Here is a 23,073-nt window from a genome sequence, read left to right as displayed (position 1 = left end):
ATGAAACACGCTACTGAATCTTCGACGTCACTTGGCATTTCGGGTCGGATTGCGGCCGCATTTCAAAACAGTGCCATTACGCCGCTGCTGGCACTGCTGGGTTTGTTACTCGGCTTATTTGCCATCTTAGTGACCCCAAAGGAAGAAGAACCGCAGATTGACGTCACTTTTGCCGACGTCTTTATCCCTTTCCCCGGCGCGACTCCGACCGAAGTCGAAAACTTAGTCACCCTGCCCGCAGAGCAAGTGATCTCTGAGCTCAAAGGGATAGACACGCTCTATTCTTTCTCCCAGCCCGATGGCGCGATGATCATTGTGATCTTTAAAGTCGGCGTAACCCGCAACGATGCCATTGTCAGCCTCTACAACCAGATTTATTCCAATATGGATAAACTGCCACAGGGGGCGGGTGTCGGCGAACCATTGATTAAACCCCGCGGTATCGATGATGTGCCGATTGTCAGCCTGACACTCTGGTCCAAGGACAAACAGGTCTCGGCCGAACAGTTGACCCATCTGGCGTTAGGACTTGAAACCGAAATCAAGCGGATCCCGGGTACGCGGGAGATTTACACCGTTGGCCAACATGAGATGGTGGCGAATGTGCGTATCGATCCCGCCAAGATGAACAGCTTTAATCTCACCTATGACAAGTTGAGACAGAGCCTGAATGACAATAATCACATCTCGATGCCTGCATCTTTAGTGCAAGGTAATCAAGAGATTAAGGTTCAAGCGGGTCAGTTTTTACAATCCATCGACGATGTAAAACAGCTGGTAGTGAGTATTTCTCAGGATAAGCAGGGTAAACCTATCCCCGTTTATTTGGCCGATACTGCCGACATCAGTTTAAAGAGTGATATTCCCACCCAAAGCGTTTGGCATAGCGACAAGACAGATATTTACCCCGCAGTAACCATAGCCATTGGTAAGCAGCCGGGGCAAAACGCCGTCGATATTGCCGATGCGACCCTCGCGCGCATTGCTAAGGTCAAGAATGTGTTGATCCCAAGCAATGTCGAAGTGACTGTTTCGCGCAACTATGGTGAAACGGCGGCGGATAAATCTAACACCCTTATTCTTAAGCTGATTTTTGCCACCAGCGCCGTTGTCGTATTGGTCTTTTTAACCATGGGCGCCCGCGAATCACTGGTGGTCGGTGTCGCCATTATTATCACCTTGGCGATCACCCTGTTCGCCTCCTGGGCGTGGGGATTTACCCTTAACCGAGTGTCACTATTCGCGCTGATTTTCTCCATCGGGATCTTGGTCGACGATGCCATTGTGGTGGTGGAGAATATCCACCGGCACATGGCGCTCGGTAAAAAATCCTTTAGCGAACTCATCCCCGTTGCGGTCGATGAAGTCGGCGGCCCGACGATTCTCGCCACCTTTACCGTTATCGCCGCCCTGCTGCCCATGGCATTTGTGTCGGGATTAATGGGTCCTTATATGAGCCCCATTCCCATCAACGCCAGTATGGGCATGCTGATTTCCCTTGTGGTCGCCTTTATGGTGACCCCATGGCTGAGTCGTAAGCTGCTCAAACACCACAGCGGTTCAGCCACTAATACCGCGCACAGCAGCGATGCCGATGCTCAGATGAACGAGAGCAAAATGGTGCGTCTGTTTACCCGTTTAATCGGTCCCTTTCTGCTAGGTAAAGGTGCCCGTAAAGCACGGATTGGACTTGCTGCTGGGGTCTTTGTGCTTATCGGTATCGCCGTGGCGCTGCCTGTGGGTCAGCTCGTAGTGTTAAAGATGCTGCCCTTCGATAATAAATCCGAGTTCCAAGTCATGGTGGATATGCCTGAAGGCACGCCAGTGGAGCAAACCCAGCGTGTCCTTCAGGATTTAAGTCGCTACCTGGCTACTGTGCCCGAGGTGGAACATTTGCAGCTCTATGCCGGCACCAATGCACCGATGAATTTTAACGGCTTAGTACGGCACTATTTTCTGCGCCATAGCCAAGAGCTTGGCGACATTCAGGTTAACTTAGTCGATAAAAAGCATCGCAAGCGTGATAGTCACAGCATTGCGCTGTCGGTACGTGAAGAATTACAGCATATCGGCGCTAAATATCAGGCCAATGTGAAAGTCGTCGAAGTGCCACCTGGCCCGCCAGTCTGGTCGCCGATTGTGGCCGAAGTCTATGGTCCAAGTCCTGCGATTCGCGAACAAGCGGCCTACGAGCTGCAGTCACTGTTCCGTGAGACTAAAGATGTGGTCGATATTGATATTTTCTTGCCCGCAGCGCAGCAAAAATGGCAGGTAATGATCGACCGTTCGAAAGCCAGTCTGATGGCCGTGCCCTACAGCAATATCGTTGATTTAATTGCAACTTCGGTTGGCGGTAAGGATGTAAGCTACTTGCATATCGCGCAGCAGAAGCAACCTGTGCCTATCCGCCTGCAACTGCAAGAAGGGGCTAAAATCGATTTAGAGCAAGTGCTGAATATGAAGCTACAGAGCCAAACGGGGCAATCAGTGCCCGTGTCTGAGCTGGTGACGATTAAGCGCGGTAAAATCGATGCTCCTATCATCCATAAGAATATGATCCCTATGGTGATGGTGGTTGCCGATATGGCCGGTCCGCTCGACAGTCCGCTCTATGGCATGTTCGACATGGCGGGTAAAATCGACGGCGAAGGTGGCTTAGGTTTCGATCAGCATTATATCCACCAACCAACCGGACTAGACTCAGTCGCCGTGCTTTGGGACGGAGAATGGAAGATCACCTACGAAACCTTCAGGGATATGGGCATTGCCTATGCCGTGGGGATGATTGCGATTTACTTATTGGTCGTTGCCCAATTTAGATCCTATCTGGTGCCGCTTATCATTATGGCGCCGATCCCACTGACAGTGATTGGGGTCATGCCGGGGCATGCCCTGCTCGGCGCGCAATTTACCGCGACATCTATGATTGGCATGATTGCCTTGGCGGGGATTATTGTCCGTAACTCGATATTATTAGTGGATTTTATCAATCAGGAAACCGCCTCAGGGGTTCCCTTTGAGCGGGCTGTCATCCACTCGGGCGCCGTACGGGCCAAACCCATTATGCTGACCGCTTTGGCGGCCATGATTGGCGCCCTGTTTATCCTGGACGACCCTATCTTCAACGGGCTTGCGATCAGTCTGATTTTCGGGATTTTTATCTCGACCTTACTGACCCTAATCGTTATTCCAGTGCTTTACTACGCGGCGATGAAAAATCGCATAACTTAACTCAAACAGCTGATTAACCCACAATAGGCAGCCATAGCGCTGCCTCTAGGAGCAACCTATGTCACTCGAACGCAGCATTATGGCTTTTGCCGGATTTATGGTGTTACTGTCTTTGGTGTTAACCGCTTTTGTACACCATAACTTTTTGTGGTTAACGGCCTTCGTTGGCGCTAACCTATTCCAAAGCGCTTTTACGGGTTTTTGCCCTGCGGCCATGGTATTACGCAAGCTAGGCGTCAAATCCGAGGCTGAAATCGCTAGACAAGGTTAATGCATATTTGCAAAGGAGAAAGTCAGTGTTCAACAAGTTACTGTGTCGCAGTAAAACCTTACTGGGGGTGGCCCTCTTGAGTCTGTCATCACTCGCCTTAGTCCCCAGCGCGGCAAGTGCCGCCGATCAAGAGCCCCAAGTGGCGTGGCAGAAAATCGCTGCTGGCGCTATGGTGCTCGATGTTCGCACCCCAGAGGAGTTTGCCGAAGGCCATTTAGCCAATGCGGTTAATATTCCCTTTGAGCAAGTCGCCGCTGAGTTTGCTAAGCGCGGTATCGCCAAAGATGCGCCCGTAGTGTTGTATTGCCGTAGTGGTCGACGCAGCAGTATCGCGACCGAAGCTTTAGTCGCAGCGGGTTACACTCAAACCTATAACGGTGGCGGTTATCAGACCTTAGCCGACGCTCAGCCGAAAACAGAATAATTCGCTGTTGAGATTTACGATGAAAAGCGCCCGTTGGCGCTTTTTTTGTATTTTGTTCTTTTCATTTACCCTGACACAGATATTTATCTGTCGTTTATGCTGTTAATGATATGCAAATAAGCCAATAAATTGGCAAACGACAAACTACCGACACTAAAATTCAATAAAACCGCATAATCAATCACTTGAATAAAATTCAACATCTTAACCAAACAGATAAAACTATTTTTGAAATTATTCATTCCAAAAAAATATATAAAGTAATTTCAATTAAATAACTTCACACCGTTTTAAAGATATCGCCATTTTTAGCGTAAAAATTCGCATTTGCTTATTCACCTTTTCCACATAAAAAAACATAAATATTTAAAAATATCGGTTACAACTTGTTACACATGAGTATTTATTCATTTTAAACGCTTATCAACACAGTTGTTTTTACCAACCACCATACCATTAACATTTAATTTACAAATACTTACCTCAAAGATAAATTCACTAACCGAGTAGCATCTGAGTCGTAGTTATTCTTTAAAAGCACAAAATAATAATGATTAACACTAAATTGAACATGGAAGAAAAACATGACAATCAATCGAACCACTAAGATAGCCCTGAGTTTATCTAGCTTAGCTATTGCGATCTCGGCAGGTGTTAATGCTGCCCCAGACGCACCAGGTTTTGCCGCAGCCAAACAAGCACAGACCTCTCCACTGCCAAAGCGCTATATCGTTAAATTTAAAAATGCCGATGCGCCAGCCTTGATGTCTGAAAGCAGCCTGCAGAGCAGCGATCAGCTTGCCACCACAATGAATTATCAGCCTCAAGTAGCTGAAATTAGCGCCCAGCACAGTGTGCTAAACAAGGCGCAAGCCAAAGAAATGAAGCGTATCGGCCGCAGTAACAGCTACTCAGTTAAGCTGGATAACAATGGCATTAAGGCATTAAGAGCCCGCGCCGATGTGGAATATGTGGAAGAAGACATGCCACGCCACCTGCTAAGCGAAACAACGCCTTGGGGACAAACCTTTGTGGGTGCAACCCAATTAAGCGACAGTCAGGCCGGCAACCGTACCATCTGTATTATCGACTCTGGTTATGACCGTGGTCATAGCGACTTAAGCGGAAACAATGTCACGGGCACCAACAACTCAGGTACAGGTAACTGGTACGAGCCAGGCAATAACAACGCCCATGGTACCCACGTTGCCGGTACTATCGCGGCGATCGCCAACAACGATGGCGTGATTGGCGTAATGCCAAATCAAAATGCCAACATCCATGTGATTAAAGTCTTTAACGAGGCTGGCTGGGGTTACTCCTCATCACTGGTGTCAGCAGTCGATACCTGTGTGGCGAATGGTGCAAACGTCGTCACCATGAGCTTAGGCGGCGCAGGTTCAAGCACTACCGAGCGTAACGCGTTAGCGGCTCACTACAATAACGGCGTACTGTTGATTGCCGCTGCCGGTAACGATGGTAACAATACCCACAGTTACCCTGCTTCGTACGATGCGGTGATGTCTGTGGCATCGGTCGATAATCATAAAGACCACTCAGCTTTCTCTCAGTACACCAACCAAGTTGAGATCTCGGGTCCTGGTGAAGCCATTCTCTCTACCGTTACCCGCGGTGAGGGTCGCTTAGCCGATATTACTATCGGTGGTCAGTCTTACTTCAACTCAGGCGTTGTGCCGCACAATCGCTTTACGCCATCGGGCACCAACTACGCGCCCAATCCATACAATGGCACGGCAACCGCAACCTTAGCCGAATGTACGGTTAGCGGCTCAACCTTCAACTGCGGCAACATGGCTAACAAGGTGTGTTTAGTTGAGCGTGTGGGTAACCAAGGCACTTCATACCCAGAAATCAACGCAGTAAAAGCCTGTAAGAATGCAGGTGCCAGCGCCGTTATCGTGTACAGTAACAGCGCCTTACCTGGGTTACAAAACCCCTTCTTGGTCGATGCGAACAGCGAAATCAACATGGTGTCAGTGTCTGTTGACCGTGCAACCGGTTTAGCACTGCGTAACCAGTTAGGTGCAACAGTGACCGTAAGCAACCAAGGCAATAAGGACTACGAGTACTACAACGGTACGTCGATGGCGACCCCGCACGTTTCTGGTGTGGCAACCTTAGTGTGGAGCTACCACCCAGAATGTAGCGCAGCTCAAGTACGTAACGCGCTCAAACAAACCGCTGAAGACTTAGGCACTGCAGGCCGTGATGACTACTATGGCTATGGTCTGGTCAATGCCGTTGCAGCGAAAACCTTCTTAGATGCTTCCTGTAATGGTCCAACGGATCCGGTTGACCCTACTCCAACTGACAGCGTGTTGGTGAACGGTGTGCCAAAAACCGGTCTAAGCGGCGCCGCCAGTGAAGAACTGCATTTCTCGTTTGAAGTGCCACAGGGTGCAACTAACTTAGGCTTTGTGATGAACGGTGGCACGGGTGATGCGGATCTGTACGTACAGTACGGCGCAGCGCCAACGACCTCAAACTACGATTGCCGTCCATATAAAGGTGGTAACAGTGAATCTTGCCCAATCAGCAACGTTCAATCTGGTACTTACTACGCGATGGTGAAAGGCTATTCAGCCTTTAGCGGTGTATCGTTAACCGCAAGCTACACAGCCCAAAGCGGTGGTGGTACTCCTACCACGCCAGCAAGTTACACCAATGCTGATAACTACAATATTCCTGATAACAAAACCGCAGGTATCACTAGCCCTATCACAGTCACTCGCACGGGTAACTCAGGCACTGTGACTGCCGTGGTGAATATTGTTCACCCTTACATTGGTGATTTAAAAGTGCAGCTCATCAGCCCTACAGGCCAAACAGCAACACTGCATAACAACACTGGCGCAGGCGCAGACAACATCAACAAGAGCTACACAGTTGATATGACTGGCGTGGAGTCAAGCGGTGTGTGGAAACTCAAAGCGGTTGATAGCGGCCGTGGCGACGTAGGCTATATCGATAGCTGGGAACTCAAATTCCAATAATCTTCGTCTAAACAAAGAGCCTGCAATTGCAGGCTCTTTTTTATTGGTCATCTTTCAGCATTTCGGGCTCGATAAGCACACTGTGCTCATTATCCGATAACCAGACTTGCCCTTCACTGATGGACGCCTGCAGCGACATAGTGCGGCTCACTAAGGCCTCCATCGCCGTCACCGACTCTTCGGCAATATTCCACACTTTAAGGTTTTTATAACGCTCTAGGGCCGCTTGATTCTGTTTCCACCAAATTGGAACACTGCGTCCGCCGTAGGTAAACAACTGTACCGCTTTTGCGCGACCGCTCGCCTTACGCAGCCATTTCTCATCGGCTTGGCCAAACTCAATCCACAGGTCCACTTCACCAGAGAGACTCTTGTCCCACAGCTCAGGCTCATCGTCGACGCACAATCCCTTAGTAAAACTTAAAGTCTCGGAAGCGTTTAGGATAAAGGCCAGCAGACGCACCATCATGCGGCCATCGGTCTCGGAGGGATGCTGCGCTAACGTCAGCTGATGATCTTGATAATAACCTCGGTCCATATCGGCGATCTGAAGATTGACCTTAAACACGGTCGCTTTGAGAGCCATAGTACATCCTAAACTTAACGATAAAAAAATAACGGCGAGTCTACCTAAGACTCGCCGTCAGCTCAAACAAACTGCGATAAAGAAGACTAAATCGCGCCGGGGCGTAAATGCTTCGCCACCGGGAAATGCGCCTTAAGTTGCGCAATCTTCTGGGTATCGGCGACCAACAACATCCGCGAGCCTTGCTCATATTCCCGGCTGATATCACTCAGCGCGGGAAGCGCTGCACGATTAGCATCGCGGCGCACCAGCTCGGCCAAGTCCTCGGCTAAACCTGCTTCGCTGTAAATCCAATCGAGGCGCTGTAATAACGGCATGGCCGCCAGCGGCAATAACTCGACGGGCGTAGCATCGTCCAATAACAGGATTTCCCCGCGGCTGACGATATGGTTAAAAGCATTCTGATAATGCTCGGGGGTTCGCGCATCAAATCTATCGCCATTGGTGTCGAAAAAGCGTTCCCAGAATAATCGGCGCGTCGCGGTTTTAGTGAGTCTTTGCTGCACTTCGAGACGCTTGTCGGCCACAAAGTCAAACAAGGGCTTAAGCGATTGCGGCAGGCTGGTCTCTAAACGAGCTCGAATGGTGCGCGCAAACACAGGCGCTGCACCCGCAGTGCTGATCGCCACCACAAGACGTCCCCTATCGACAATCGATGGGGTAATAAAGCGGCAATAGGCGGGATTATCCACGGCATTGACCCAAATTCCCCGCTCGGTAGCTAAGGTGGCTAATTCAGCATTGAGCTTATCGTTCGCGGTCGCTAAATAAATGAGATCGTAATTTTGAATATCGGCCTGCACCACGGGCCGCTCAGACAATAAAATCCTGCCTGCATCGGCATAGGCCTTTACCTCGGGATTCACCTCGGGGGCAATCACATGGATATTGGCTTCGGTACGCGTCAGCAAAGCCAGCTTACGACTGGCAACATCCCCCGCCCCCACTAACAGGACATTTAAATTCACAGTATCAATAAACAGCGGGAAATATTGCATGCCACTCGCCTATAAAAAGTAAAACCAGCCTAAATTACTCTTGCACCACGGGTAACTGGCGTTGGATCCAGCCCTTGTAACCACCAATCAAGGAGGCGACCTTTTGGTAGCCCATTAGCTGCAAACTGCTTGCCGCCAGCACTGAGCGAGCACCGCCCGCGCAGTAAAGCAATAGAGGCGTATGTTTATCGGGAAAGCGCTGTTCAATGTCGCGCTCAATAATGCCGCGGCTCATGTGCTTCGCCTGCGGCAGGTGATCCTGTAGCCATTCATTATCTTCGCGGACATCTATCAACACCCAAGCGTCATCGGCTTGATAGGCTTCAATACTCACTTCAACAACATGGGGACGAATCGATTCGACAAGGGCTGAAAAAGCACTGGATGGATGCATCAGATCCTCCTTAGATAAGGGATTGAATGACTTAGCTAATATGAATTGAAGTGTAATTCGCTACGCGGGGAGACGCAATCCTTGCGGTTAACGACATGTGACAATCGCGGACTTTATGAGCCAAAGCGTGCGTGAGGTGGAATCACCTCCCGTCCCTTAGCCTTGTTCGGGTAGCAGGTGCTTAACGCTGATAGCAAGCCGCATTGCCAGCGCTGTGAATTCAACGCTTCGCAGTGCTAGCGGTTTGAGGCCAAGTGTATGGGATAAGATTAGTTATGGCTTTCGCTGCGCTCGGCGCTGCAATGCCAACACAATTCAAAGTTGCCCTCGTTCATCTCATGGCATTGCACGCATTGCCACTGGGGACTCACGACGTCCAAGGCACTTAACTGGGCCTGTGCTTTTGCCAATTGCGACTCGCGCACCCAAAGCTCAATGTTATGCAGCCCAGCGGGCAACTCACCCACACCGCCTAATAAGGCCTCGCCACGTAACTCCACATGAATACCACAGGCTTCTAACAATCCCTTCCATGTGTGGGCCTGCAATAAATTTCCACCAGCAACTAACGTCTTACGTTCTTCCATGCGACATCCTACAACAATACTCTCTAGATATGGGCAGCCGACATCCTACTGTGAAATAACCGAGCCTGTCGAGCGCTGTTTTTTGCAGCAGTTGTTAATAAAATTAACATTTAGGTTTTACAGCATTAGTCACTATAAAGTTGTGAGTTTGCTAGCAGATTATCGGAAAGGTCAAAATCCACCGAAAAAAAAGCCACCTTTAAGGTGGCTTTTTTTTGAACAGTCGTGATACACGACCTCGAGTCTCAATGCCGGATTAAGGCATCATCGAAGGCTGGTCGGCGCCTTCTTTCTCGACTTCAACTGGCATCATATGCTCACGGCAAATGCCCAGTTTGATCGCAAGGTAACTTGCTACGTAGATAGAAGAATAGGTACCGACGAAAATACCCAACAAGAGTGCTGTCGCAAAACCGTGGATCATAGTGCCGCCCTTCAGGAACAGCGCCACAACGGTCACCAACGTCGTACCCGTAGTGATAATGGTACGGCTCATGGTTTGCGTGATAGAGACGTTGACCACTTCTTCTGGCTCGCTCTTACGCATCTTGAGGAAGTTTTCACGGATACGGTCAAACACAACGATGGTATCGTTGAGTGAGTAACCCACAACGGTTAACACGCCGGCTAATACGGTCAGGTCGAATTCCAGTTGGAACACAGAGAACACACCTAAGGTCACAATCACGTCGTGGGCAAGTGCAGCCACCGAACCGAACGCTAAACGCCATTCGAAACGGAAAGACACGTAGATCATGATACAGATAAGCGCGACCAATACCGCTAAACCGCCCTGTTCGGCCAGTTCTTTACCCACTTGAGGACCAACGAATTCAACACGTTTCTGTTGAACGCCCGCATCCACTTGTTGAGCCGCAGCCATGACAGATTTGACCTGTACATCGCTGCTCACGCCTTCTTTCACCGACAGACGCACTAATACGTCACGGCTCGAACCGAAGTTTTGCACCACCGCACCGTCTAATTCAGGCGCAGACAGCTTAGTACGCAGCACGTTTAAATCGACAGGTTGAGTAAACTCCATCTCAACCACAGTACCGCCGGTAAAGTCTAAGCCCCAGTTAATGCCTTTGGTCGCCAAGGACACCAGCGAACCAAATACCAAAATGGCAGACATGATACTGATAGGCAGCGCATGACGGAGGAAGTTAACCGTACGTTTTAAAGATAAAATTTCTAACATTATCGCTTCCCCTTAGATAGACAGCGTCTTCACGCGCTTACCGCCCCAAATCGCGTTCACGATTGCGCGGGTACCCACGATAGCGGTAAACATCGATGTAGCAATACCGATCATCAGGGTCACCGCGAAGCCTTTGATCGCGCCAGTACCGACGGCGAACAGGATCAGCGCTGTCAAGAAGGTAGTGATGTTAGCGTCAGCGATGGTAGAGAATGCGTTACCGTAACCTTCGTGAATCGCCTGCTGTACGCTACGACCTGCACGTAATTCTTCACGGATACGTTCGTAAATCAGTACGTTACCGTCAACCGCCATACCCACTGTTAACACCATACCCGCAATACCAGGCAGGGTTAATACGGCGCCAGGGATCATAGACATCACCCCAACCACCATCACTAAGTTGGCCGTCAAGGCTAAGTTAGCGATCAAGCCGAAACTACGGTAATAAACCAGCATGAAGATAAGTACGACTGCCATACCCCAAATCATGGCTTGCACACCGCTTTCGATGTTTTCCGCACCCAGGCTTGGGCCGATAGTACGTTCTTCCACAATCGATACGGGCGCAATCAGGGCACCAGCACGCAGCAGCAGTGCGAGGTTTTGTGCTTCACCATGACTTAAGCCGGTGATCACAAAGTTACGGCCTAAACGCGCTTGAATGGTCGCCACAGAAATCACTTCTTGGATTTTCTGCATCTTGACGCTGCCATCGGCGTTACGCTCACCGCTGTCTTTATATTCGATGAACAAGGTCGCCATCGGTTTACCGATATTGTCCTTAGTCACGTTAGAGAAAATGGTACCGCCTTTAGCATCGAGGTTGATGCTCACCTGTGGACGGCTATATTGGTCGAAGCTAGGTTGTGCGCCAGTGATATGATCACCCGTTAGCATCACTTCCTTCTTCAGTACCACTTGACCGCCTTCACGGCGTTGATACACCTCAGAACCCGCAGGTACACGGCCAGATTGCGCCGCATTGGGGTCAGCCTTATCGTCCACCATGTGGAATTCAATCGATGCCGTCGCACCTAAGATTTCCTTGGCGCGGGCAGTGTCTTGTACACCTGGCAGCTCAACGATAATACGCTCAGCACCTTGGCGTTGAACCACCGGCTCAGCTACCCCTAACTCGTTCACACGGTTACGGATAGTGGTAATGTTTTGCTGCAGCGCTTCTTCTTTAATCTGCTTAAGATAGGTTTCGCTCATGACGGCTTGCAGGGCAAAGTCTTCACCCTTGCTCACATCGCTGAACACCATATCGTTGCTGCGAGATTTTAAGAAACGTTCTGCACTGGCTAAACTTTCGGCATCACGGAATTTAATCTCGATACCTTGCGCATTGTTGCGAATGCCCGCGTAACGGATTTTTTCTTCACGTAATTGAGAACGGAAATCGGCCACTTTGGCCTCTTCCATCTTGCGGATGGCTTCGCCCATGTCCACTTCCATTAAGAAGTGCACACCACCACGAAGGTCCAGACCGAGTTTCATTGGGCTACCGCCCATAGACTCGAGCCACTGCGGGGTGGCAGGGGCAAGGTTGAGTGCCACAGTAAACTTGTCACCTAAGTCTTCGGCGATGGTTTCCTTGGCCAGCAACTGTTGATCCGCGTTTTGTACGCGAACCAACAATTGACCTTTTTCAAGCTCAGAGCGTTTTACCGCAATGCCCTTACTGGCTAACAGCTCGTTCACTCTGGCTTGGGTAGATGCCGTGACTTCAGCACCTCGAGTCGCCACTACTTGCACCGCATGATCTTCACCGAACAGGTTAGGTACGGCATAGAAACAACCTATGGCGATGACGAGCACCACCATAATGTTTTTCCACATTGGGTATTTATTTAACACGCCTGAGCCCTCTTGGCTTACAACGACTGGATAGAGCCCTTAGGCAATACAGCTGCAATGTAATCTTTTTTAATTGTAATTTGAGTCGTGTCGTTCAAGCTCAGTAACACGTAGTCATTTTCATCGCTGATCTTTGCAATCTTACCTAAGATACCGCCGCTGGTCAGGACTTCGTCGCCCTTGGTTAAAGATGACATCAGGTTCTTGTGCTCTTTAACACGCTTAGATTGCGGACGGAAAATCATGAAATAGAAAATCAGACCGAAAATCACCAGCATGAAAATCAATTCCATGGTGCCGCCACCCTGTGGAGCGCCTGCAGCATTTGCATATGCATTTGAAATGAACATAGTTTTCTCTTCTTATTAGCAAAAAATCAATCGACTAACTCTGGTACTTCACGACCTTGACTGGTATAGAAGTCCTTTACAAAGGCGTCTAATGTACCCGTCTCAATCGCCCCGCGCAAACCTTCCATTAACATTTGATAGTATCTCAAGTTGTGAATGGTGTTTAAACGCGCACCCAGAATCTCATTACAACGATCTAAATGGTAAAGGTATGCCCGTGAATAGTTTTTACAGGTATAACAATCACACTTAGGATCGAGCGGTGAAGTGTCATCACGATGACGCGCATTGCGGATCTTAATCACACCTTCACTGGTAAACAGATGACCGTTACGGGCGTTACGGGTTGGCATCACACAGTCAAACATGTCGATACCACGACGCACACCTTCTACTAAATCCTCTGGCTTACCGACCCCCATCAGATAGCGAGGCTTGTCCGCAGGAATTTGTGGACAGACATGCTCAAGAATGCGGTGCATGTCTTCCTTAGGCTCACCTACGGCCAAACCACCGACGGCATAACCGTCGAAACCAATTTCGACTAAGCCTTTTAAGCTCTCGTCGCGTAAATCTTCATAAACACTGCCTTGGATGATCCCGAATAATGAATTGGGGTTTTCCAGACGGTCGAACTCGTCGCGTGAACGCTTAGCCCAACGCAGTGACATCTGCATTGACTTGCGCGCTTCATCTTCTGTCGCCGGATACGGAGTACATTCGTCAAAAATCATCACCACATCACTGCCCAATGCATGTTGAATTTGCATTGATTTTTCAGGATCTAAGAAGATTTTCTCGCCATTAATTGGCGAACGGAAATGCACACCTTCTTCGGTAATTTTACGAATGTCACCCAAACTGAACACTTGGAAACCGCCCGAATCGGTCAGAATAGGACGCTGCCAGTTCATAAAATCGTGCAAGTCACCATGCTTACGCATGATTTCTTCGCCTGGACGTAACCACAGGTGGAAAGTGTTACCGAGCAGAATGTCCGCACCAGTAGCACGCACTTCTTCAGGCGTCATGCCTTTTACCGTGCCGTAAGTACCAACAGGCATAAAGGCTGGGGTTTCCACCGTGCCGCGTTCAAAAATCAAGCGACCACGGCGCGCACGGCCGTCGGTAGTGTCGAGTTCAAATTTCATAATTCACCTCGCCAGATAAACAGTCTGACTACATTTGTAATGGCACGCGCCATTTTGATTAACAATAGAGATAGGGGCAGATCCAAAAGGTTCAACCTTTGGCTGAAAAAAATTACCGCCCAAACTCAATGTGGGCGGCTATTTTAAAACAAAATCTTGGTCTAGTGAGCTTTTTTCGTCACAAACATGGCATCGCCATAGCTAAAGAAGCGATATTTTTGCGTGATTGCGTGTTGATACGCCGCCATAACATGATCAAAACCGGCAAAGGCACTGACCAACATAATGAGGGTCGATTCCGGCAGGTGGAAGTTAGTGATCATGGCATCGACGATTTGGAACTGATACCCAGGGTAGATAAAGATATCGGTATCGCCGCTAAAGGCTTTAAGTTCGCCTTCACTTGCACGGGCCGCACTCTCCAGTGAACGCACGGACGTCGTCCCCACAGCAACCACACGCTTGCCTGCCGCCTTGGTTTGGGCAATTAAATCCACCACATCCTGCGGCACATTGGCCCACTCGGAATGCATTTTGTGCTCGAGCACGTTATCGACGCGCACAGGCTGGAAGGTGCCAGCGCCGACGTGCAAGGTCACAAACGCGATATTCACGCCCTTGGCTTTTAAGGCATCGAGCATGGCATCGTCAAAGTGCAAGCCCGCCGTTGGCGCAGCAACCGCACCGGGGTTTTGGTTATACACGGTTTGATAGCGCTCTTTATCGGCATCCTCATCGGGACGGTCGATATAAGGCGGCAGTGGCATATGCCCTACCGCTTCGAGCACTTCTAAAATCGTCAGGTCGGATAAGAGTTCGAGCTCAAATAAGGCGTCATAGCGCGCTGCCATCTTCATCTCATAACCGCCATCGAGGTGGATAATGCTGTCCACCTTCGGGGATTTAGAGCTACGCACATGGGCGAGGATGCGCTTATCGTCGAGCATACGCTCAACTAAAATCTCGAGTTTGCCACCACTGGCCTTTTGGCCAAATAGACGCGCAGGGATTACCCGGGTATTGTTAAATACCATTAAATCGCCAGGATTAATCATCCCCAGCAGATCGGTAAACTGTTTATCAGCGAGCGTGCCAGTATTGCCATCTAGGGTTAACAGACGTGACGCATTGCGTTGCGCCATGGGATAACGAGCGATAAGTTCGTCGGGAAGATCGAAGGAAAAGTCTGTTACGCGCATGCAAAGGCCTCTAGATAGCTTAGAACGGCGGCTAGTCTATGGTTAGAGGCCAATAAGATCAAGATTACTTGTTCGCGATATCCATATCGGCGTCTGACTCATTTAGCACATTTGAGGCTAACGCATCATCGACATCATATTTAGGTCGAGTCCGCGAAAAATGATCCATACGAAAGCTATGTTGCTCATAGGGAATATCGACAAGCACTTTTTTACGCTTAGGGCGCTCGTCTTTACCGAGCATTTTGGTAAACCAGTTCCACATCATCCATGATCCTTAACAGGTTAATTGATTGGTGCATTTTCAGCCCATTGTTAGCATTTACCCTCCTGTTGAAACGCTAACGTAAGCACTCCCTTAGAAAAGCACACGATTTTTGCCTATTTGCGCTTTCCTCAGCGCGCCCGCCCATGATACCGTGAACTAACGCGATTAACCAAGCACAAAAAATGAACATTCTTACACACTTACATCTGGCCGAGATCAGTAAAACCCACCTAGGCGCCAATCTGGCAGGCAATTTTATCACCGCGCCAATCGATTCTGCGCCACAAGCACTTCGCCAAGGACTGTGGTTAAACCAAGAAATCAATCAGCTCTGCGCCACCCATGAACTGACCCAAGAGCTAATGGCCCTGTTCCCTGCCCAGTTAACAAGCATAGCAGCAGATTTGATGTTCGTAAGTTTCGATCATTATTTAGCCTACTACTGGGAAGAATATCATCACCTGCCGCTGCCCGAGTTTAGCCAAAAGGCCTATCGCGAACTGGCAGAATTTGCGACGCAAAGCGATGAGTATCACCCTCAGCCCTGTCTGAACCTCATCGCCGATATGCGCAGTCAAGATTGGTTAAACGCTTACGCCACACCTAAAGGCATTCAACAGGCCTTAGCACAACGGGCCAAAGGTCATCCGCACTGTGCCTTATTTAACGGCGCGGATAAACTGCTAGCGAAAATGCAGATAGAGACAGAAACCGCCTTTCGCACCTTTTACCCTCAGTTGATGGCCTACACCCGTATTTGGAGTCGTAAAACCCCGAGTGACTATCTACCTAATGGTTCTGCCGACTAGATTCTAACTCTGCGCGTAGCTCGAACTAAGCTCGGAGGTTGGCACAGACTCGAATAAGTGAATTAAGTGTTCAAGCCTTGTTTAAGCCTAAGCGTTTACCCTAACGCCTTTGCGATAACGCCTATTTAGTGAGGTTCCCGTCACAGTGACAACTGCAAACTCAAGCGCTAAACCAGCTCAAGCACTCAATTGGCGCCAAAAACTACAAAGCCCGCGCTTTTGGCTCAAACAACTTAGGGATCTTAGCATCATGGCGCTGGTGCTTTACGGCGTCAGCCTCTATTTGCAACGGGATATGATCACTGGCCAAGCACCAGTATTAAGCGGTATCGCGATTGATGGTAGCCAGCTTGCACTTAATTCGGCCCAGACAGAGCCAACATTAGTCTATTTCTGGGGCACTTGGTGCCCTGTGTGCCGCGTCACTTCCCCTATGGTTGAGAGTATCAGCCAAGACCATAATGTCATTTCAGTGGCGGTGGCTTCTGGCAGTGATCGCGAGATCCAGCACTATATGGACGAGCATCAGTATCACTTTCCGGTGCTAAACGATAACAAAGGTGAGCGAAGCACTCAGTGGGGCGCGATGGCATTTCCAGCCATTTATATTATCGATACCCAAGGGGAGATCCGTTATATCACCTCGGGAGTCACCTCGACTTGGGGCATGAAGTTCAGATTGTGGTTGGCACAGTTCTAGTTCTAGTTCTAGTTCAAGTTCAGTTATAACAGCCTCAGCAAACGCCAGCTCGAGAATATACTGCTTAGTGACTGATATTTTGCTAGTATGACCGCGCAAATGATGAGGATACGATGCAGATATTTGATTACCAGCCCCCTTCAGTCCCTTGGTTAGATCTTCGCTATCAAGATAGGGATTTGATCATTATTAATAAACCTTCTGGATTGTTGTCTAATCCCGGCCGAGCCGCACATACCTTCGATTGCGCCCTCACCCGGCTACAACGCTTGTATCCTGACACTATTCTCGTGCATCGACTCGATTGTGCTACCTCAGGCATTATGGTGTTTGCCCGCAACAAAAAGGCCGAGTCCCAGTTAAAAACCCAGTTCCAAGATAGGCAAAACGAGAAAGTGTATATCGCCGAAGTCATGGGGGGGATAGCAAAGGATGCAGGGATAATCGATTTAGCTATCGCGCCCGATCCCGAGCACCCGCCCTATCAAAAGACGCAAACGCCGGGAACGGCTGGCGCGAAGAGTGCTCTAACCCATTACCGAGTGCTAGAAAGACGCGAAAACAGCACCTTAGTCGAGTTAACGCCACAAACGGGCCGAACCCACCAACTGAGGGTGCATATGCTCGCCCTGGGGCATCCCATTCTTGGGGATGAATTTTATGGCGATGATGAGGTGATAAAGGCCAGACCGAGACTCTGTCTTCACGCCCAAAGTTTACGTTTTACCCATCCTTACTCGGGTAAAGCCATGCATTTTTACAGTAAGCATCCCTTCTCGGCTTAGCGCAAATAGTTAACCGCTAAAAAGACACGAGGTCGCCTTAAGCGACCTCGTATCAAGCAAACCGGGTTGGTGTTTGCCGATTTATTGATTAGCGTCTTTCACGGCGACTCATTAAGCCACGCGCTGATTGAAATCAATATCCGCCATCAACTTATCGACTTGGAAATAACTGCCCTGCTCATTGCAAAACTGCAGTTGCATGGCAGGCGTCACCATAAAATATTCACCGAAGAAGTTACCGCCGACATCTTCGACTTTTTGGCCTTGCGGCGTATCGGACAGACTCACTTCATCCAAACTATGGCAGCCATCGCTAAACCAGGTTTCTAAATAATATTTGTCCGCTTCTTTATAGAGGGTAATTTTGTCACCAAGCAGTGGACGCTCATCTAACCAACGACCAATAATTTCTCGATTTTGCATATCTGACTCCCGCCAATGAAGGCGACGGCGTTTTTCAATCCCAGACATCCTGATATCCTTATGCAATACCCACTCACCTAAAGTGAACGTCAGTTGTGGTAGTACATTAAGCATAGAACCCATTTACCGCTTTACTCCCCCGAGTCGCAAATTACCCCAAATCAACCACAAAATGTAACTTTTTGGTTAAATTAAATTTGCTAAACGTTTAAAAACTAAAAGATAATTTCGCCTGATTAATTAATCGGCAGTGTAGCTTAATTAGAAAATAAAAACGCGATCTTTATCACTATTTACCTATCGCTAAAGTAAAGATAAATACCTTATTTCACATCTTGCGCATTCATCCCCACGAATGAGGTTGTTACATCTTTTATTATTCACTCGGCTTGGGATTCTGATATAACAAACGGGATATACATTGCCCTACAAATAATCAAAAAATAATGCAGGAAGTTTATGCACAATATTCATCGCCGCCATTTTCTAAAAGCTGCGGGCGCCGTTACCGCAGGTCTGGTTACGGCCAATATTGCCCTCAATGCCAACGCCAGCAGCGTTGCCCCTAAACCCCGCGTTGGAAAATCCGTGATCGGACTTATCGCCCCAAAAATGGAGCTGGTTAGAGTCGGTTTTATCGGTGTGGGAGAGCGGGGTTTTAGCCATGTCGAACAATTCTGTCACTTAGAAGGCGTGGAACTTAAAGCCATTTGTGATACCCACCAAGCCGTTATCGATAGAGCCGTTGAGCATATCGTTAAACAAAACCGGCCAAAACCTGCGGTCTACACGGGGAATGATCTCAGCTATCGCGAACTGTTAAACCGCGATGATATCGATATTGTGATTATTTCAACCCCGTGGGAATGGCACGCTCCCATGGCCATAGATACCATGGAAAGTGGTAAACACGCCTTTGTGGAAGTGCCATTGGCACTGACGGTGGAAGAATGCTGGCAACTTGTCGACACCGCCGAACGCACCCAGAAAAACTGCATGATGATGGAGAACGTCAATTACGGCCGCGAAGAATTGATGGTGCTCAACATGGTGCGCCAAGGTGTGTTTGGCGAGCTGCTCCACGGTGAGGCGGCTTATATCCATGAGCTGCGCTGGCAAATGAAGGAAATCGACCATAAAACCGGTTCGTGGCGCACCTATTGGCACACCAAACGCAACGGTAACTTATATCCGACCCACGGCTTAGGGCCGATTTCTCAATATATGAACATCAACCGCGGTGATCGTTTCGATTATCTCACCTCCATGAGTTCACCCGCGCTCGGTCGCGCGCTGTATGCCAAACGAGAATTCCCTGCCGATCATGAGCGTAATCAGCTCAAGTACATCAATGGCGATATGAGCACTAGCCTGATTAAAACCGTTAAGGGCCGAACCATTATGGTTCAGCACGATACCACTACTCCTCGGCCCTACAGCCGCCATAATCTTATTCAAGGCACCAATGGCGTTTTTGCCGGATTCCCAAATCGGATTGCCGTTGAGCACGGCGGTTTTGGTAAGAGTTACCACGAGTGGGATATGGACATGCAAAAGTGGTATGACAAATACGATCATCCACTCTGGCAACGAATTGGTAAAGAAGCCGAAATCAACGGCGGTCACGGCGGGATGGATTTTGTGATGCTCTGGCGTATGGTCTATTGCCTACGTAACGGCGAGGCGCTCGATCAGGATGTGTACGATGGCGCCGCTTGGTCTGTGGTGAATATTTTAAGTGAGCAATCGCTGAATAACCGCAGCAACTCGGTCAACTTCCCCGACTTTACCCGCGGCGCGTGGGAGCATGCCACGCCATTGGGGATTGTCGGCGCCTAAATCACTCTAAATTGAGCGATTAACGTAAAGGGATACACTTAGGGTTATCCCTTTAATAGCAACCTATCGATTTAATCTTCAACGAAAAATCACCACTTTGCTGCGCACCAATCACCAGCCCTATGCTAGTCAAACGGCTTAAATCTATCGCAGCACGCTCAATCGGCTTACCACGGCACTGGGGATGAAACGCTGTAAAAGGGATTTCGATGCGTTGCCAGTGAATAATACTGCCACCGTTAACGCCAAAGGATTGATGCTTAGCATCGGGCATTGGCGCCTGATAAACCGTGCTCTGCGGCGTATCGGCATCCTTAAGGTTCACTTTGTAGTGCTTGCTTCTGTCGCGGTCGAGTTCGAGGTAAATCCCACTAAACTCGCCGACATCAAGCGGCGAAAACTCGCAGCGCACCGAGGCAAAGCCACCCCCATTGGCGAGCGACACATGGCCGCTAAACATCCCATAACCTAAAGGTGAGATGGTGAGCCTACTGCGTGACAGGCCACCCATCACGGTATCATTGACGCCATACCAAGACTTAGCCGCATCTAAGTCCTTAAAATCGAAAAGGATCATAACTACTCCCATAAAAAAAGCAGCCACCGTGGTGACTGCTCTTATGATACTTTTTCTACACTAACAACAGCACACTTTATCCAAGTTTAGCTTTGTTTTCAGCGGCTTCACAAGCTGCGGCGGTAAAAATCACATCCGTAGAGCTATTCAGTGCGGTTTCGGCCGCATCTTGGATAACCCCGATAATAAAGCCAACGGCAACCACTTGCATGGCCACATCATTGGAAATACCAAACAGGCTACAGGCCAGTGGAATAAGTAGTAACGAACCACCGGCCACACCCGATGCGCCACAGGCCGAAATTGCCGCCACGACACTCAGCAGTAACGCCGTTAATAAATCCACCTGAATCCCTAAGGTATGCGCCGCGGCTAAGGTCAGCACGGTGATGGTAATCGCCGCGCCGCCCATGTTGATGGTTGCACCTAGAGGAATAGAGACAGAATAGGTATCTTCATGCAGCTTTAACTTTTCACACAGCGCCATATTCACCGGAATGTTCGCCGCACTCGAGCGGGTGAAAAATGCGGTTACGCCACTTTCGCGCAGACAACGGATCACTAAAGGATAGGGATTACGTTTAATTTTCACGTAAACAATCAGCGGGTTAACAATCAAAGCTATGATAGCCATCGCGCCGAGTAACACGGCCAATAGCTTGGCGTAACCGGCAATGGCGGCAAAACCGGTTTCGGCAAAGGTTGCCGCCACCAGACCAAAAATACCGATAGGCGCTAAACGAATGATAAAACGCACCATTTGCGAAATACCGTGGCTCACATCGGCAAACACTTGCTTGGTCGAGTCGCTCGCATGGTGCAGGGCTAAACCTAAACCCACACCCCAAGCCAAAATGCCAATGTAGTTGCCCGTCATTAACGCATTGACTGGGTTATCAACCAGTTTAAAGAGTAAGGTATTGATCACTTCGCCAATGCCCTGCGGCGGGCTGGTGCCCTCAACGCCAGCGACCAACACTAAATTGGTTGGGAACATCATACTTAACACCACGGCGGTTAACGCAGCAGCGAAGGTGCCAAATAAGTACAGCACCACTATCGGACGCATATTGGTTTGAGTATTTTTCTTTTGATTGGCGATGGAAGACGCCACTAGGATAAACACCAGAATAGGTGCAATGGCTTTTAATGCACCTACGAAGAGACTTCCTAAAAACGCGACTTGCTTTGCGGCTTCATGTGAAAAACTGGCTAGACTCACACCAGCGATGATCCCCACGAGAATTTGCAGCACCAAACTGCCATTAGCCAACTTGGCTAACAAAGACGATTCTTGTTTCATTACTTAACCTATCGTTATTATATTTCGGCTGAGTTTCCCCACCCCACACCTTCAAAATCGAGGCCAATAAGGTTTTTATAGGATGTGATCGAACTTGTCTAGCTTTGCAGGGAAATAAGCCGATTAAATTACCCTGCCCCTGCAAAACCCTTACAAAAATCCAACATGGGGCCTAATTCGCCCGCGTAGCCGCTAAATCGGCGCCCCGCAGCATGGCTTCCACCAGCTCATGGGCATCAAACTTTGTCAGCGCCTCATTTGCGCCAACTTGGTGGGCTTGGCTGACGCTGATCTCGCTCGAAAGTGAGGTATGCAGAATGATATAAGCTTTGGCGAGAAGAGGATTGTCACGCACTTCAAACGCCAGCTCATAACCATCGAGTCCAGGCATTTCAATATCGCTGACCAGAATATCGATAGGATGATGCTCGGCGGCGGCCTGTTCCATAATCGAGAGCGCCTCTTTACCGTCTGGGGTCACAAAATAGGGAATGTTAATGCTATCGAGCGCATCGGAAAGTTGTTTGCGCGCGACCTTAGAATCATCCACCAGCAAAATACGCATGGGTTTTAACTTCTCGCGCTGCACGTCAGTTAAAATGGCGCGATTGGCCTCGGGCGCATCGGGGAAGACCTTCGACAGCAACAACTCAACGTCGAGTAACTGCACCAGCTGATTATCGTAACGTGTCACTCCGGTTAAAAAGGCATTACGGCCTAAATTAGCCGATGGCGCTTCAATATCGCGCCAATTGCACTCGATGATCTTATCAATCGCACGCACCAAAAAGCCGATAATCATCCGCTGACAATCGGTAATGATGATATAGCAATGTTGGCGCTCTTCATCGCTGATGGGGCGATAACCAATCGCTGCCGCCATATCTACCACAGGAATGGTATGGCCGCGAATCGTTGCGGCTCCCATGATAGTCGGATGAGATTGAGGAATTTTACTTAGCGGAGTGTAAGGCACTAACTCACGGATTTTAAGCGTGCCCAGAGCAAAGACCTGTGTTTGCGACAACCGAAACAGTAATAGCCCTTGGGACTGACTTGCCTTGCTTTTCATAAACCTAAATTCTCATTAACTATTC

The 23,073-nt window shown here is 49.1% G+C and carries 22 protein-coding genes; 8 read left to right on the top strand and 14 right to left on the bottom strand.

Annotation, left to right across the window (positions count from 1 at the left end):
* The 4 genes from SHEWANA3_RS07640 (at position 1) to SHEWANA3_RS07625 (ending at position 6,940) form a co-directional block, all read left to right on the top strand.
* Positions 1 to 3,231 (top strand): efflux RND transporter permease subunit, encoded by a 3,231-nt coding sequence (locus tag SHEWANA3_RS07640; protein WP_011716506.1) that lies wholly within the window; start codon positions 1 to 3, stop codon positions 3,229 to 3,231.
* 58 nt (positions 3,232 to 3,289) lie between these two features.
* Positions 3,290 to 3,502 (top strand): DUF2892 domain-containing protein, encoded by a 213-nt coding sequence (locus SHEWANA3_RS07635; protein ID WP_011716505.1) that lies wholly within the window; start codon positions 3,290 to 3,292, stop codon positions 3,500 to 3,502.
* Between the two features lie 25 nt (positions 3,503 to 3,527).
* Positions 3,528 to 3,926: a rhodanese-like domain-containing protein gene (locus SHEWANA3_RS07630; protein ID WP_011716504.1), complete on the top strand. Its 399-nt coding sequence runs from the start codon at positions 3,528 to 3,530 to the stop codon at positions 3,924 to 3,926.
* A gap of 584 nt (positions 3,927 to 4,510) precedes the next feature.
* Entirely contained in the window at positions 4,511 to 6,940 is a 2,430-nt protein-coding gene (locus tag SHEWANA3_RS07625) for a S8 family serine peptidase (protein WP_011716503.1), read from the top strand.
* 40 nt (positions 6,941 to 6,980) lie between these two features.
* On the opposite strand, the gene SHEWANA3_RS07620 is transcribed toward SHEWANA3_RS07625, so the two are convergent.
* From SHEWANA3_RS07620 to SHEWANA3_RS07575, 10 genes are all read right to left on the bottom strand, one after another.
* Positions 6,981 to 7,526, bottom strand: coding sequence for a YaeQ family protein (locus SHEWANA3_RS07620; RefSeq protein ID WP_011622172.1), 546 nt, complete (start codon positions 7,524 to 7,526; stop codon positions 6,981 to 6,983).
* Positions 7,527 to 7,612: 86 nt separating this feature from the next.
* Positions 7,613 to 8,524 carry a bifunctional precorrin-2 dehydrogenase/sirohydrochlorin ferrochelatase gene (locus SHEWANA3_RS07615; protein ID WP_011716502.1) on the bottom strand — a complete coding sequence of 304 codons (912 nt, stop codon included), beginning with the start codon at positions 8,522 to 8,524 and terminating at the stop codon, positions 7,613 to 7,615.
* Positions 8,525 to 8,558: 34 nt separating this feature from the next.
* Entirely contained in the window at positions 8,559 to 8,918 is a 360-nt protein-coding gene (locus tag SHEWANA3_RS07610; RefSeq protein ID WP_011716501.1) for a rhodanese-like domain-containing protein, read from the bottom strand.
* A gap of 269 nt (positions 8,919 to 9,187) precedes the next feature.
* Positions 9,188 to 9,505: a DUF2007 domain-containing protein gene (locus tag SHEWANA3_RS07605; RefSeq protein ID WP_011622169.1), complete on the bottom strand. Its 318-nt coding sequence runs from the start codon at positions 9,503 to 9,505 to the stop codon at positions 9,188 to 9,190.
* A gap of 256 nt (positions 9,506 to 9,761) precedes the next feature.
* On the bottom strand, positions 9,762 to 10,709 hold the full coding sequence (gene secF / locus SHEWANA3_RS07600; protein WP_011622168.1) for a protein translocase subunit SecF: 948 nt from the start codon (positions 10,707 to 10,709) through the stop codon (positions 9,762 to 9,764).
* 12 nt (positions 10,710 to 10,721) lie between these two features.
* The gene (secD, locus tag SHEWANA3_RS07595) at positions 10,722 to 12,572 is read right to left on the bottom strand and encodes a protein translocase subunit SecD (RefSeq protein WP_011716500.1); all 1,851 of its coding nucleotides are present in this window, start codon (positions 12,570 to 12,572) and stop codon (positions 10,722 to 10,724) included.
* Between the two features lie 17 nt (positions 12,573 to 12,589).
* The gene (gene yajC / locus SHEWANA3_RS07590) at positions 12,590 to 12,922 is read right to left on the bottom strand and encodes a preprotein translocase subunit YajC (protein ID WP_011622166.1); all 333 of its coding nucleotides are present in this window, start codon (positions 12,920 to 12,922) and stop codon (positions 12,590 to 12,592) included.
* A 26-nt stretch (positions 12,923 to 12,948) separates the two neighbouring features.
* Positions 12,949 to 14,073 carry a tRNA guanosine(34) transglycosylase Tgt gene (gene tgt, locus SHEWANA3_RS07585; protein WP_011622165.1) on the bottom strand — a complete coding sequence of 375 codons (1,125 nt, stop codon included), beginning with the start codon at positions 14,071 to 14,073 and terminating at the stop codon, positions 12,949 to 12,951.
* 161 nt (positions 14,074 to 14,234) lie between these two features.
* Entirely contained in the window at positions 14,235 to 15,272 is a 1,038-nt protein-coding gene (gene queA / locus SHEWANA3_RS07580) for a tRNA preQ1(34) S-adenosylmethionine ribosyltransferase-isomerase QueA (RefSeq protein WP_011716499.1), read from the bottom strand.
* Positions 15,273 to 15,336: 64 nt separating this feature from the next.
* The gene (locus SHEWANA3_RS07575) at positions 15,337 to 15,540 is read right to left on the bottom strand and encodes a hypothetical protein (RefSeq protein ID WP_011622163.1); all 204 of its coding nucleotides are present in this window, start codon (positions 15,538 to 15,540) and stop codon (positions 15,337 to 15,339) included.
* A 182-nt stretch (positions 15,541 to 15,722) separates the two neighbouring features.
* Here SHEWANA3_RS07575 and SHEWANA3_RS07570 point away from each other — a divergent pair, with 182 nt between their 5' ends.
* From SHEWANA3_RS07570 to SHEWANA3_RS07560, 3 genes are all read left to right on the top strand, one after another.
* The gene (locus SHEWANA3_RS07570; protein ID WP_011716498.1) at positions 15,723 to 16,349 is read left to right on the top strand and encodes an acyl carrier protein phosphodiesterase; all 627 of its coding nucleotides are present in this window, start codon (positions 15,723 to 15,725) and stop codon (positions 16,347 to 16,349) included.
* 145 nt (positions 16,350 to 16,494) lie between these two features.
* Positions 16,495 to 17,049, top strand: coding sequence for a protein disulfide oxidoreductase (locus SHEWANA3_RS07565; RefSeq protein ID WP_011716497.1), 555 nt, complete (start codon positions 16,495 to 16,497; stop codon positions 17,047 to 17,049).
* Positions 17,050 to 17,162: 113 nt separating this feature from the next.
* Positions 17,163 to 17,834, top strand: a complete 672-nt coding sequence (locus tag SHEWANA3_RS07560; protein WP_011716496.1) for an RluA family pseudouridine synthase — start codon at positions 17,163 to 17,165, stop codon at positions 17,832 to 17,834.
* A gap of 111 nt (positions 17,835 to 17,945) precedes the next feature.
* Here SHEWANA3_RS07560 and SHEWANA3_RS07555 read toward each other — a convergent pair whose 3' ends face one another.
* A complete protein-coding gene (locus tag SHEWANA3_RS07555; protein ID WP_011625756.1) occupies positions 17,946 to 18,380 on the bottom strand; it encodes a hypothetical protein in 435 nt (144 codons plus the stop codon).
* A gap of 336 nt (positions 18,381 to 18,716) precedes the next feature.
* On the opposite strand from SHEWANA3_RS07555, the gene SHEWANA3_RS07550 reads away from it, so the two are divergent.
* Complete coding sequence (locus SHEWANA3_RS07550; protein ID WP_011716495.1) at positions 18,717 to 20,096, top strand: Gfo/Idh/MocA family oxidoreductase; 1,380 nt, start codon at positions 18,717 to 18,719, stop codon at positions 20,094 to 20,096.
* Between the two features lie 52 nt (positions 20,097 to 20,148).
* Here the strand turns inward: SHEWANA3_RS07550 and SHEWANA3_RS07545 are convergent, their stop codons facing one another.
* The 3 genes from SHEWANA3_RS07545 to SHEWANA3_RS07535 form a co-directional block, all read right to left on the bottom strand.
* On the bottom strand, positions 20,149 to 20,673 hold the full coding sequence (locus SHEWANA3_RS07545) for a CIA30 family protein (protein ID WP_011716494.1): 525 nt from the start codon (positions 20,671 to 20,673) through the stop codon (positions 20,149 to 20,151).
* A 76-nt stretch (positions 20,674 to 20,749) separates the two neighbouring features.
* On the bottom strand, positions 20,750 to 21,976 hold the full coding sequence (sstT, locus tag SHEWANA3_RS07540) for a serine/threonine transporter SstT (protein ID WP_011716493.1): 1,227 nt from the start codon (positions 21,974 to 21,976) through the stop codon (positions 20,750 to 20,752).
* A 172-nt stretch (positions 21,977 to 22,148) separates the two neighbouring features.
* The gene (locus SHEWANA3_RS07535) at positions 22,149 to 23,048 is read right to left on the bottom strand and encodes a chemotaxis protein CheV (protein ID WP_011716492.1); all 900 of its coding nucleotides are present in this window, start codon (positions 23,046 to 23,048) and stop codon (positions 22,149 to 22,151) included.
* Between the last annotated feature and the right edge of the window lie 25 nt (positions 23,049 to 23,073).

It is taken from the genome of Shewanella sp. ANA-3 (assembly GCF_000203935.1).
GTDB lineage: Bacteria > Pseudomonadota > Gammaproteobacteria > Enterobacterales > Shewanellaceae > Shewanella.
This window is presented reverse-complemented; position numbering and strand designations above follow the sequence as displayed.

Excerpts from the sequence above, each read along its gene's own strand:
- SHEWANA3_RS07640 (WP_011716506.1), top strand. The coding sequence starts at position 1 with ATGAAACACGCTACTGAATCTTCGACGTCACTTGGCATTTCGGGTCGG.
- SHEWANA3_RS07635 (WP_011716505.1), top strand. The coding sequence starts at position 3,290 with ATGTCACTCGAACGCAGCATTATGGCTTTTGCCGGATTTATGGTGTTA.
- SHEWANA3_RS07625 (WP_011716503.1), top strand. The coding sequence starts at position 4,511 with ATGACAATCAATCGAACCACTAAGATAGCCCTGAGTTTATCTAGCTTA.
- SHEWANA3_RS07620 (WP_011622172.1), bottom strand. The coding sequence starts at position 7,526 with ATGGCTCTCAAAGCGACCGTGTTTAAGGTCAATCTTCAGATCGCCGAT.
- SHEWANA3_RS07615 (WP_011716502.1), bottom strand. The coding sequence starts at position 8,524 with ATGCAATATTTCCCGCTGTTTATTGATACTGTGAATTTAAATGTCCTG.
- SHEWANA3_RS07610 (WP_011716501.1), bottom strand. The coding sequence starts at position 8,918 with ATGCATCCATCCAGTGCTTTTTCAGCCCTTGTCGAATCGATTCGTCCC.
- SHEWANA3_RS07605 (WP_011622169.1), bottom strand. The coding sequence starts at position 9,505 with ATGGAAGAACGTAAGACGTTAGTTGCTGGTGGAAATTTATTGCAGGCC.
- secF (WP_011622168.1), bottom strand. The coding sequence starts at position 10,709 with ATGTTAGAAATTTTATCTTTAAAACGTACGGTTAACTTCCTCCGTCAT.
- yajC (WP_011622166.1), bottom strand. The coding sequence starts at position 12,922 with ATGTTCATTTCAAATGCATATGCAAATGCTGCAGGCGCTCCACAGGGT.
- tgt (WP_011622165.1), bottom strand. The coding sequence starts at position 14,073 with ATGAAATTTGAACTCGACACTACCGACGGCCGTGCGCGCCGTGGTCGC.
- queA (WP_011716499.1), bottom strand. The coding sequence starts at position 15,272 with ATGCGCGTAACAGACTTTTCCTTCGATCTTCCCGACGAACTTATCGCT.
- SHEWANA3_RS07575 (WP_011622163.1), bottom strand. The coding sequence starts at position 15,540 with ATGATGTGGAACTGGTTTACCAAAATGCTCGGTAAAGACGAGCGCCCT.
- SHEWANA3_RS07570 (WP_011716498.1), top strand. The coding sequence starts at position 15,723 with ATGAACATTCTTACACACTTACATCTGGCCGAGATCAGTAAAACCCAC.
- SHEWANA3_RS07560 (WP_011716496.1), top strand. The coding sequence starts at position 17,163 with ATGCAGATATTTGATTACCAGCCCCCTTCAGTCCCTTGGTTAGATCTT.
- SHEWANA3_RS07555 (WP_011625756.1), bottom strand. The coding sequence starts at position 18,380 with ATGGGTTCTATGCTTAATGTACTACCACAACTGACGTTCACTTTAGGT.
- SHEWANA3_RS07550 (WP_011716495.1), top strand. The coding sequence starts at position 18,717 with ATGCACAATATTCATCGCCGCCATTTTCTAAAAGCTGCGGGCGCCGTT.
- SHEWANA3_RS07545 (WP_011716494.1), bottom strand. The coding sequence starts at position 20,673 with ATGATCCTTTTCGATTTTAAGGACTTAGATGCGGCTAAGTCTTGGTAT.
- sstT (WP_011716493.1), bottom strand. The coding sequence starts at position 21,976 with ATGAAACAAGAATCGTCTTTGTTAGCCAAGTTGGCTAATGGCAGTTTG.
- SHEWANA3_RS07535 (WP_011716492.1), bottom strand. The coding sequence starts at position 23,048 with ATGAAAAGCAAGGCAAGTCAGTCCCAAGGGCTATTACTGTTTCGGTTG.